Origin of the sequence: Pseudomonas sp. ICMP 10191, assembly GCF_001467335.1 — a bacterium.
In the GTDB taxonomy this organism is placed as follows: Bacteria; Pseudomonadota; Gammaproteobacteria; order Pseudomonadales; family Pseudomonadaceae; genus Aquipseudomonas; species Aquipseudomonas cerasi.
Window position 1 is genome coordinate 102,201 of sequence record NZ_LKGW01000090.1, and the last position, 10,610, is coordinate 112,810.

At 55.1% G+C, this 10,610-nt stretch carries 10 protein-coding genes and 4 tRNA genes; all 14 read right to left on the minus strand.

Annotated elements, in window-relative coordinates; genetic code table 11:
* Positions 1 to 18 precede the first annotated feature (18 nt).
* The 14 genes from rpoB to birA all read right to left on the minus strand — a co-directional run bounded on the left by rpoB (position 19) and on the right by birA (position 10,466).
* Positions 19 to 4,092 carry a DNA-directed RNA polymerase subunit beta gene (gene rpoB / locus AO388_RS08340; protein ID WP_003431815.1) on the minus strand — a complete coding sequence of 1,358 codons (4,074 nt, stop codon included), beginning with the start codon at positions 4,090 to 4,092 and terminating at the stop codon, positions 19 to 21.
* 221 nt (positions 4,093 to 4,313) lie between these two features.
* Positions 4,314 to 4,679, minus strand: coding sequence for a 50S ribosomal protein L7/L12 (rplL, locus tag AO388_RS08345; protein WP_003317111.1), 366 nt, complete (start codon positions 4,677 to 4,679; stop codon positions 4,314 to 4,316).
* Positions 4,680 to 4,758: 79 nt separating this feature from the next.
* Positions 4,759 to 5,259, minus strand: coding sequence for a 50S ribosomal protein L10 (rplJ, locus tag AO388_RS08350; protein WP_003431816.1), 501 nt, complete (start codon positions 5,257 to 5,259; stop codon positions 4,759 to 4,761).
* Between the two features lie 201 nt (positions 5,260 to 5,460).
* Positions 5,461 to 6,156 carry a 50S ribosomal protein L1 gene (gene rplA / locus AO388_RS08355; protein ID WP_002555499.1) on the minus strand — a complete coding sequence of 232 codons (696 nt, stop codon included), beginning with the start codon at positions 6,154 to 6,156 and terminating at the stop codon, positions 5,461 to 5,463.
* Entirely contained in the window at positions 6,156 to 6,587 is a 432-nt protein-coding gene (rplK, locus tag AO388_RS08360; protein WP_002555500.1) for a 50S ribosomal protein L11, read from the minus strand. Before rplK ends, rplA begins: the two co-directional genes overlap by 1 nt.
* 118 nt (positions 6,588 to 6,705) lie before the next feature.
* Complete coding sequence (nusG, locus tag AO388_RS08365; RefSeq protein WP_002555501.1) at positions 6,706 to 7,239, minus strand: transcription termination/antitermination protein NusG; 534 nt, start codon at positions 7,237 to 7,239, stop codon at positions 6,706 to 6,708.
* Positions 7,240 to 7,248: 9 nt separating this feature from the next.
* Positions 7,249 to 7,617: a preprotein translocase subunit SecE gene (gene secE, locus AO388_RS08370; protein ID WP_002555502.1), complete on the minus strand. Its 369-nt coding sequence runs from the start codon at positions 7,615 to 7,617 to the stop codon at positions 7,249 to 7,251.
* A 46-nt stretch (positions 7,618 to 7,663) separates the two neighbouring features.
* Positions 7,664 to 7,739, minus strand: a tRNA-Trp gene (locus AO388_RS08375).
* A gap of 165 nt (positions 7,740 to 7,904) precedes the next feature.
* Positions 7,905 to 7,980, minus strand: a tRNA-Thr gene (locus AO388_RS08380).
* Positions 7,981 to 8,006: 26 nt separating this feature from the next.
* Positions 8,007 to 8,080, minus strand: a tRNA-Gly gene (locus tag AO388_RS08385).
* Between the two features lie 24 nt (positions 8,081 to 8,104).
* Positions 8,105 to 8,189: transfer RNA gene (locus AO388_RS08390), tRNA-Tyr, on the minus strand.
* A gap of 142 nt (positions 8,190 to 8,331) precedes the next feature.
* Positions 8,332 to 8,760, minus strand: a complete 429-nt coding sequence (locus tag AO388_RS08395; protein ID WP_058416288.1) for a hypothetical protein — start codon at positions 8,758 to 8,760, stop codon at positions 8,332 to 8,334.
* Between the two features lie 7 nt (positions 8,761 to 8,767).
* A complete protein-coding gene (locus AO388_RS08400) occupies positions 8,768 to 9,517 on the minus strand; it encodes a pantothenate kinase (protein WP_058416289.1) in 750 nt (249 codons plus the stop codon).
* Positions 9,507 to 10,466 carry a bifunctional biotin--[acetyl-CoA-carboxylase] ligase/biotin operon repressor BirA gene (birA, locus tag AO388_RS08405; RefSeq protein ID WP_044310380.1) on the minus strand — a complete coding sequence of 320 codons (960 nt, stop codon included), beginning with the start codon at positions 10,464 to 10,466 and terminating at the stop codon, positions 9,507 to 9,509. Before birA ends, AO388_RS08400 begins: the two co-directional genes overlap by 11 nt.
* Positions 10,467 to 10,610: the final 144 nt, after the last annotated feature.

A 10,610-nucleotide genomic window follows, 5' to 3' on the forward strand; every position in this document is an offset into this window, starting at 1 on the left:
CCCGATTCGCGTCACGTGTTATTCGGTTTCCAGATCGATATCGATACCGAGCGAACGGATTTCTTTGATCAACACGTTGAAAGACTCGGGCATGCCCGGCTCCATACGGTGATCGCCGTCCACGATGTTTTTGTACATCTTGGTACGACCGTTCACATCGTCCGACTTCACTGTGAGCATTTCCTGCAGAGTGTACGCCGCGCCGTATGCTTCCAGCGCCCACACTTCCATCTCCCCGAAACGCTGACCACCGAACTGTGCCTTACCACCCAGCGGCTGCTGGGTGACCAGGCTGTACGAACCAGTGGAACGCGCGTGCATCTTGTCGTCCACCAAGTGGTTCAGCTTCAGCATGTACATGTAGCCAACCGTTACAGCACGTTCAAACTTGTTGCCGGTACGACCGTCGAACAGCTGCATCTGGCCGCTTTCCGGCATATCTGCCAGCTTGAGCATTGCCTTGATTTCGCTTTCCTTGGCACCGTCGAAAACCGGGGTAGCCATCGGTACGCCGTTACGCAGGTTCTTCGCGAGGTCCAGAATCTCGTTGTCGGAGAGGTCTTCCAGAGACTCCTGACGACCGCCGATTTCGTTATAGATCTCGTTGAGGAACTTGCGCAGCTCAGCAACTTTACGCTGCTCTTCGAGCATGCGGTTGATCTTCTCGCCCAGACCTTTGGCCGCCAGGCCCAGGTGGGTTTCGAGAATCTGACCAACGTTCATACGCGAAGGTACGCCCAGCGGGTTGAGGACGATATCGACCGGCGTGCCATTGGCATCGTGCGGCATGTCTTCAACCGGCATGATCACAGAGACCACACCCTTGTTACCGTGACGACCGGCCATCTTGTCGCCCGGCTGGATGCGGCGACGGATTGCCAGGTAGACCTTGACGATTTTCAGAACGCCTGGAGCCAGGTCATCGCCCTGCTGCAGTTTGCGTTTCTTGTCTTCGAACTTGTCATCCAGAAGACGACGACGATCAACGATGTAAGCCTGAGCCTTTTCGAGCTGCTCGTTGAGAGCATCTTCAGCCATGCGCAGCTTGAACCACTGACCATGCTCAAGACCGTCGAGCACTTCGTTGGTGATCTCCTGGCCCTTTTTGAGGCCAGCGCCGCCTTCAGCTACACGACCCACCAGCGCAGAGCGCAGACGTTCGAAAGTAGCGCCTTCGACAATACGGAACTCTTCGTTCAGATCCTTGCGGATCTCGTCGAGTTGCGACTTCTCGATGGACAGGGCACGCGCATCACGCTCGACACCATCACGGGTGAAGACCTGAACGTCAATGACAGTACCTTTGGTACCGGTTGGTACACGCAGGGAGGTGTCTTTAACGTCGCTGGCTTTCTCACCGAAGATCGCGCGCAACAGTTTTTCTTCCGGAGTCAGCTGGGTCTCGCCTTTCGGAGTGACCTTACCGACCAGGATGTCGCCGGCGCCGACTTCGGCACCTACATAAACGATACCCGCTTCGTCCAGCTTGTTCAGAGCAGCTTCACCCACGTTAGGGATGTCAGCTGTGATTTCCTCTGGCCCAAGCTTGGTGTCACGTGCCACACAGGTCAGTTCCTGAATGTGGATCGTGGTGAAGCGGTCTTCCTGAACAACACGCTCAGAAAGACAGATGGAGTCTTCGAAGTTGAAACCATTCCAGGCCATGAACGCGATGCGCATGTTCTGACCCAGCGCCAGTTCACCCATATCGGTGGACGGGCCGTCGGCCATGATGTCGCTACGCTGAACACGGTCACCCTTGCTGACCAGCGGACGCTGGTTGATGCAGGTGTTCTGGTTGGAGCGGGTGTATTTGGTCAGGTTGTAGATGTCTACACCCGCCTCACCTGTTTCAACTTCATCATCGGCAACGCGAACAACGATACGGCTGGCGTCAACCGAGTCGATCACACCACCACGACGAGCCACGACGCAAACGCCGGAGTCGCGAGCAACGTTGCGCTCCATGCCAGTACCTACCAGCGGCTTGTCGGCACGCAGAGTAGGAACAGCCTGACGCTGCATGTTCGAACCCATCAACGCACGGTTGGCGTCATCGTGCTCGAGGAACGGAATCAGCGATGCAGCTACCGAGACAACCTGCTTGGGCGAAACGTCCATGAGGGTGACATCGGCTGGCGCCTTGACGGTGAATTCGTTCAAGTGACGCACAGCAACCAGCTCGTCGATCAGCTCTTGCTTGTCGTTCATTGCGGCCGAAGCCTGAGCAATGACGTGGTCCGCTTCTTCGATCGCCGAAAGGAAGACGATCTCTTCGGTGACCAGACCTTCCTTGACCACACGGTACGGACTCTCGAGGAAGCCGTACTGGTTGGTGCGGGCATAGGCCGCCAGGGAGTTGATCAGACCGATGTTCGGACCTTCAGGCGTCTCGATCGGGCACACACGGCCGTAGTGAGTCGGGTGAACGTCTCGAACTTCAAAGCCGGCACGCTCACGCGTCAGACCGCCAGGGCCGAGCGCGGAAACACGACGCTTGTGCGTGATCTCGGACAGCGGGTTGTTCTGGTCCATGAACTGGGACAGCTGGCTGGAACCGAAGAACTCTTTGACCGCCGCCGCAACAGGTTTGGCGTTGATCAGGTCCTGAGGCATCAAGCCTTCGCTTTCTGCCATGGACAGACGTTCTTTGACAGCGCGCTCGACACGGACCAGACCTACACGGAACTGGTTCTCGGCCATCTCGCCAACGCAACGAACGCGACGGTTACCGAGGTGGTCGATGTCATCGACGATGCCTTTGCCGTTACGGATATCAACGAGGGTCTTGAGGACCGCTACGATGTCTTCCTTACACAGCACGCCCGAGCCTTCGATTTCGGTACGACCGATACGACGGTTGAACTTCATCCGGCCTACAGCAGACAGGTCGTAACGCTCAGGACTGAAGAACAGGTTGTTGAACAGTGTTTCAGCGGCATCCTTGGTTGGCGGCTCGCCAGGACGCATCATTCGATAGATCTCGACCAGCGCTTCCAGTTGGTTGCTGGTGGAGTCGATCTTCAGTGTGTCGGAGACGAACGGACCGCAGTCGATGTCGTTGGTGTACAACGTTTCGATGCGAACAACCTGAGCCTTGGCGATCTTGGCCAGGATTTCAGTGTTCAGCTCGGTGTTGCACTCGGCAATGATCTCACCGGTTGCCGGATGCACGATGACCTTGGCTGTAGTGCGACCCAGGACGTAGTCCAGAGGCACTTCCAGCTCTTTGATCCCGGCCTTTTCCAGCTGGTTGATGTGACGGGCAGTGATACGACGACCCTGCTCGACAATGACCTTGCCCTTGTCGTCCAGGATATCCAGAACGGCAATTTCACCACGCAGGCGCTGAGGCACCAGTTCCAGGCTCAGGTTTTCGCCGCGCACATGGAATACGTTGGTGGTGTAGAAAGCATCAAGCACTTGCTCGGTGGTGTAACCCAGAGCGCGCAGAAGTACGGACGCAGGCAGCTTGCGACGACGGTCGATACGGACGAATACGCAGTCTTTCGGATCGAACTCGAAGTCCAGCCACGAACCGCGGTAAGGAATGATACGAGCGGAGTACAGCAGCTTGCCGGAGCTGTGCGTCTTGCCACGGTCGTGGTCGAAGAATACGCCAGGCGAACGGTGAAGCTGAGACACGATAACGCGCTCGGTGCCATTGATTACAAAGGTACCGTTCTCAGTCATCAGGGGGATTTCACCCATGTAGACTTCTTGCTCTTTGATGTCCTTGATCGCTTTGTTCGACGATTCTTTGTCGAAAATGATCAGACGGACCTTGACTCGCAGAGGTACTGCGTAAGTCACACCGCGCAGCACGCATTCCTTGACATCAAATGCCGGTTCGCCCAAGCGATAACCTACATACTCCAGCGCAGCATTGCCGGAGTAGCTGATGATCGGGAAAACGGATTTGAAGGCTGCATGCAGACCGACGTCGCGGAACTGATCTTTGGTCGCTCCCGCCTGCAGGAATTCGCGATACGAATCCAGCTGGATGGCCAAGAGATACGGCACATCCATTACGTCCGGCAACTTGCTAAAGTCCTTGCGGATACGTTTTTTCTCAGTATATGAGTAAGCCATCAGCGTTCCCCAGCTTGGTCACCTGCTTGTTTGGCTCCCTCCCGACGGAAGCAGCCAGAAAATCTTGCAAACCCCTTGGTTTGCGCCACCGCCATCGGTGGATGCCACACGTTACAGACGTTGACAGCGCCAATCGTCTATAACGGAAAAAGGCCGGTGGCAAAAGCCACCAGCCATCAGCCTTTCGCTAAACGCGTGGGCTGGACACTCAAAATCGATGCTTATTTCAGCTCGACTTTAGCGCCTGCTTCTTCCAGGGTAGCTTTTGCTTTGTCAGCTGCGTCTTTCGACACTGCTTCCAGAACCTGGGCAGGAGCGCCGTCAACTACAGCCTTGGCTTCTTTCAGGCCCAGACCGGTCAGTTCACGAACTGCCTTGATCACGTTTACTTTCTTCTCGCCAGCTTCCAGCAGCATGACGTTGAATTCAGTTTGTTCTTCAACAACAGCAGCTGCAGCAGCAGGACCAGCAGAGCCAGCAGCAGCAGTAACGCCGAACTTCTCTTCGAAAGCCTTGATCAGCTCTACAACCTGCAGAACGGACATTTCAGCTACGGCGTTAAGGATATCGTCTTGAGAGATGGACATGACTCAATTTCCTGAATTGGGGGACGGCCTACGCGACCATCAAAATAAACAAAAATACGCGAAAAGATCTGACTCAGCCTTAGGCTGCAGCTGCTTCTTTTTGGTCGCGAACAGCCGCCAGAGTACGAGCCAACTTGCTGGTAGCGCCTTGAATCACGCTCATCAGCTGAGAAATTGCTTCGTCACGGGTCGGCAGGCTTGCCAGTACATCGATCTGATTAGCTGCGAGGAACTTGCCCTCGAACGCAGCTGCCTTGATCTCGAACTTGTCCTGACCTTTAGCGAATTCCTTGAACAAACGGGCAGCAGCGCCAGGATGTTCATTGGAGAACGCGATCAAGGTCGGGCCAGTGAACACGTCGTTGAGGACACTGAATTCAGTGTCAGCAACAGCGCGCTTGAGCAGGGTGTTACGTACAACACGTACGTAAACGCCAGCTTCACGAGCCTCTTTACGGAGTCCGGTCATTGCGCCAACCGTCACGCCACGGGCATCAGCCACGACAGCGGACAGACCAGCTTTGGCAGCCTCGTTGACTTCAGCGACGATGGCCTTCTTGTCTTCGAGTTTAATTGCCACGGGTTTAACTCCTGCTTGTTACCGTTTCATCCGACCGAAGCCAGATGTCGTTTTGGTGTCTGATTCGGTAAGGAACCGGGAGCACCATCTGCGTAGGCTTGTGGTTTAAGACTTGCGTCGCCTACGGTCTTGGATAGCCCCCGCCAGGCAGGGACCCCAATCTTTCAAACGGTACGGCATCAATCACCGTACCATTTTGTCTTACGCTTCCAACGAACCCTGGTCGATGACCAGGCCTGGGCCCATAGTGGTGCTCAGGGTGATGCGCTTGACGTAAATACCTTTCGAAGAAGCAGGCTTGATACGCTTCAGATCAGCGATCAGGGCTTCAACGTTTTCCTTCAGCTTGACAGCGTCGAAACCGACCTTGCCAACGGAAGTGTGGATGATGCCGTTTTTGTCGGTACGATAACGAACCTGACCAGCCTTGGCGTTCTTGACGGCGTTAGCAACGTCAGGAGTAACAGTGCCGACTTTCGGGTTTGGCATCAGACCGCGAGGACCGAGAACCTGACCCAGCTGACCCACAACGCGCATTGCGTCAGGGGAAGCGATAACGACGTCATAGTTCAGGTCGCCAGCTTTCATTTCAGCGGCCAGATCGTCCATACCAACGCGGTCAGCACCGGCAGCCAGAGCAGCTTCAGCAGCAGGACCCTGGGTGAAAACTGCAACGCGTACAGTCTTACCGGTACCGTGTGGCAGTACAGTAGCGCTACGTACAACCTGGTCGGATTTACGAGGATCAACACCCAGGTTAACAGCAACGTCTACAGACTCACTGAACTTGACAGTCGACAGCTCGGTCAGCAGAGCAGCAGCGTCTACGAAGTTGTAGGATTTACCAGCTTCGATCTTGCTGGCGATTGCCTTTTGACGCTTGGTCAGCTTAGCCATTACACACCCTCCACGTTAAGGCCCATGCTACGAGCGGAACCGGCGATGGTACGCACGGCCGCTTCCATGTCAGCTGCAGTCAGATCCGCATTTTTTGCTTTAGCGATATCTTCCAGCTGAGCACGAGTCACGGTGCCAACTTTAACGGTGTTCGGGCGAGCCGAGCCGCTGGTCAAGCCTGCAGCTTTCTTCAGCAGAACCGATGCAGGGGTACTTTTTGTTTCGAAAGTGAAGCTACGGTCGCTGTATACAGTGATGATCACTGGTGTCGGCAAGCCTGGCTCAATACCCTGAGTACGGGCGTTGAACGCTTTGCAGAATTCCATGATGTTCACACCGTGCTGACCCAGAGCAGGACCAACTGGCGGGCTTGGGTTAGCCTGAGCGGCTTTCACTTGCAGCTTGATGTATGCGGTTATCTTCTTGGCCATGAGGCACTCCAATTACGGGTTCAAGCGCCAACAAAGGCTCCCCGGTTACTTACGCGTATATCCCAGTGACGAAAAAACCCCACAGCCTTGGGCTGCGGGGTATGGGATTCCAGCTCAGTTATGCCTTTTCGACCTGACTGAACTCCAGCTCTACCGGAGTAGAGCGTCCGAAAATGAGCACCGCCACTTGAATCCGGCTCTTTTCGTAGTTAACTTCTTCGACCGTGCCATTGAAATCAGCGAACGGACCGTCGGTGACACGAACGACTTCACCTGGCTCGAACAGCGTCTTCGGCTTCGGCTTGTCGCTACCATCAGCGACACGACGCAGAATCGCTTCTGCCTCTTTATCAGTGATGGGAGCAGGCTTGTCAGCGGTACCGCCGATGAAGCCCATGACACGCGGGGTGTCCTTGACCAAGTGCCAAGTACCCTCATTCATGTCCATCTGAACAAGCACATAACCTGGGAAGAACTTGCGTTCGCTTTTGCGCTTCTGGCCATTACGCATTTCAACCACTTCTTCAGTGGGAACCAGAATTTCGCCGAAGCCATCTTCCATGCCTGCCAGCTTCACACGCTCGATCAACGAGCGCATGACATGCTTCTCGTAACCCGAGTAAGCATGCACTACGTACCAACGCTTAGCCACGGGACACCCTTAGCCAACTATCAAGGAAACAAGCCAGCCGAGCAGGGAATCGAGCCCCCACAACAGCAACGCCATAACCAGCACAACAGCCACAACGATCAACGTGGTTTGAGTGGTTTCTTGGCGAGTAGGCCATACGACTTTACGGATCTCGGCACGGGCCTCTTTCGCCAAAACGAAGAAAGCCTTACCTTTGCCTGTCTGCAGCGCTACAAATGCAGCGGCTGCGGCAATCACAAGGAGAGCGAGAACGCGATACAGGATCGGCTCAGCAGAATAATACTGATTACCGACAACACCCACGACAACCAAAACGACTACCAGGAGCCACTTCAGCATATCAAAGCGAGAGTCTGATGCTTCAGCCTTGGGATTCATCTACGGAGATCCTGTGAAAAGAAAGCCAGATTACATCTAGGGAATCTGGCAGGTCAGGAGGGAATCGAACCCCCAACCTACGGTTTTGGAGACCGTCGCTCTGCCAATTGAGCTACTGACCTAAAAGCAAAATCAGGCCGACCATTATGCGGACCTGACAAGAGTTTTTCAACACCTTATTCGGAGAGCACCAAACAGGCGACGCCCTCCGAATAAGCTTTAGACGGCGCACGCAGCGCGGAACCGCCTAAAACAAAGGCAGATATTTTCATATCTGCCTTTATCAATGGAGCTCTTGAGCGGATTTGAACCGCTGACCTCACCCTTACCAAGGGTGTGCTCTACCAACTGAGCTACAAGAGCAAAACACTATGCATGAACCACAAGCCTGGAGCGGGTAGCGGGAATCGAACCCGCATCATCAGCTTGGAAGGCTGAGGTTCTACCACTAAACTATACCCGCACAACTTGCAGCTCGCGCTAAATCTGGTGGAGGGGGAAGGATTCGAACCTTCGAAGTCGTAGACGTCAGATTTACAGTCTGATCCCTTTGGCCGCTCGGGAACCCCTCCTAAGCGAGGCAGCATTCTCAACTCATGCTACCCTTCTGTCAACCTTTTTCTCAGTAAAAACCTGAGGTTACATGCGTTGACTACTACCACTTCGTTCGTGAGACTTTCACCTCACTGCGAAGCGGGCGCCATTCTATGTAAACTAATCAGCAGTTGCAATGCCCTCGCACGACATTATTTGATTTTTTAATTGCGGGAAATCCTGACTCAGCTGGCTGATCAAGCCTGCTTCGACAAGGCGTCGACTTTCCGGCGCAATTTTCAGCCAGTAGGCGGTCGCCCCGCTCGTTTGCACTGACTGATATTGAGACTGGATATCCAGGCTGTTCAATCGCTGCTCTACCAGGCGCGCGTCCTCTTGCCTGGCAAAGCCACCAACGTACAGACATTTAGTGTCAGGATCGTGGGACGCCCGGCCAGCATCCGATTCGCTGAGCAGACGGATATCCTGCTGAGAAGCACGGTGCAACGACAAGGGCATGACCTCCTTGGCCCTGAGCGGAGCCTCCTGCTGATGCCAGATGTAATAAAAGGCATTAAGCATCAACAGCAGAAGAAATAACCAACGCATAAAGACCTCAACGCAAAGGGCAGGCGAGAGCCAGCCCCACGAAGACCAGATCAGGAACAATTCGGGCTCCTGGCAGCACATCCGCAACCAGAGCAGCGTCACCGCCCGTCACAAAAATAGCAAAGTCGTCCCCCCAATACCCACGAGCTATCTCGACCTGAGTCACTGCAAACCCCCGAAGCATCAGCGAGCAGCCGCGCTCTACCGCTTCTGCGGTCGCCCGCCCGGGAACTAGGCGAACCAACGCCCTTTCCGCCTCTGTGTCGTCATACCTGATGCGACGAGTATGGGTGCGCAACTGATTGCGCATCAAGGGCATCCCAGGACAGATGAAACCACCAAGATGCGCGCCGCCGGCGTCGACGAAATCAGATGTCACGGCAGTGCCCAGATCAATCACCAGGCATGCACGTTTGACAAGATGGTACGCACCTACAAAAGCCAGCCAGCGATCCAGGCCGAGACGTTCGAAATCGTCATAGCCATTGATCACCCCTCCCAGCTCGCGGGCAGGCACTGCGCAGACGGGGGCAACCGAGAACGTGCCAGCCAGGACTGCAACCAGACGCGCCGTTTCTTCGGCGCTGCGGACACTTACCAGACGGCAGTCGCTGAACGTCGTGTCAGGTAGATTACGCAGGTGCTCCAACAAGGCTGCGTCAGAGTCCACAACCCCGCCGCTGACCACTGCTGCATCGCTTTTAGCGGTAATGCGCCACTTGATGAAGCTGTTGCCGCAATCGAGCTCAAGAATCATCTCGCAACCTCAGGCTCAGCTCACCACCACTAAAGCTTTTTTCCACACCATTGACCTCCAACCGCAGCGCTCCAAGTGAGTCGACCCCCAACACTACCCCCTCCACGACCTCCACCCCCGAGAGCAGCTTGACCGCAGCCCCCTGCCACAAGTGCCCACGCTCCCACTCCTTATGAAATGCTGCAAAGCCCTCCCTGCGATGAACCGCCATAAGAGCCTCAAGCTGGGTGCTTATACGAGCGGCGACCTGATTGCGATCAACCAGGCCGCCTGTCTCAAGCCTCATCGACGTCCATAGCTGATCCACCTCGCTGGAAGAACGCATGTTTACGTTCACCCCTATCCCGATGATCACATGACAAACGTCCGCCGGATCGCCAATCAGCTCGAGCAAAATGCCGGCGATCTTCTGCCTGCCAACAAGCACGTCGTTTGGCCACTTGAGGCCAGCACCCTGGACGCCCATATCACGCAGGACATTCATCACCGCGAGCCCCACCAACAAGCTGAGGCCTTCCAGCTGACGCATCCCGCCATCGATGCGCAGGACCAGGCTGTAATACAGGTTTTCAGCAAAGGGACTTACCCACTTTCGACCACGTCGCCCTCTTCCGGAAGTCTGCTGCTCGGCCACCACCAGTACAGGCAGAGGAACGCCTTGAGTGATCAGGCGTGCGGCCTCAGCGTTGGTCGAGTCGATGGAATCGTAAGTGCGAACAGACCAGTTGGCAGGAAAGCCTGACTGTTCGATACCGCCAGGACTTAGAAGAGAAATAGGCGTCGCGAGTCTATAACCACGACCACGGACCTTGTGGACATCTATGCCCAGATCCGCTTCAAGCTGCTGAAGCTGCTTCCAGACAGCACTGCGACTTATGCCGAGGGCATCGCCCAATACCTGTCCGGAATGAAACGCACCATCGGCAAGAAGCTTTAACAAGGTCAGCATTTGGAATCGCCTGGCAATAAGGCACGCATCATAGCCACGCTAAGGCATGATGCATAGAAACGAAAACGTGTTTTCACGCTGGTTTTTGCAGGCACCAGACAAACAAAAACCCTCAACGCGTAAGCGAAGAGGGTTTCTGGAATT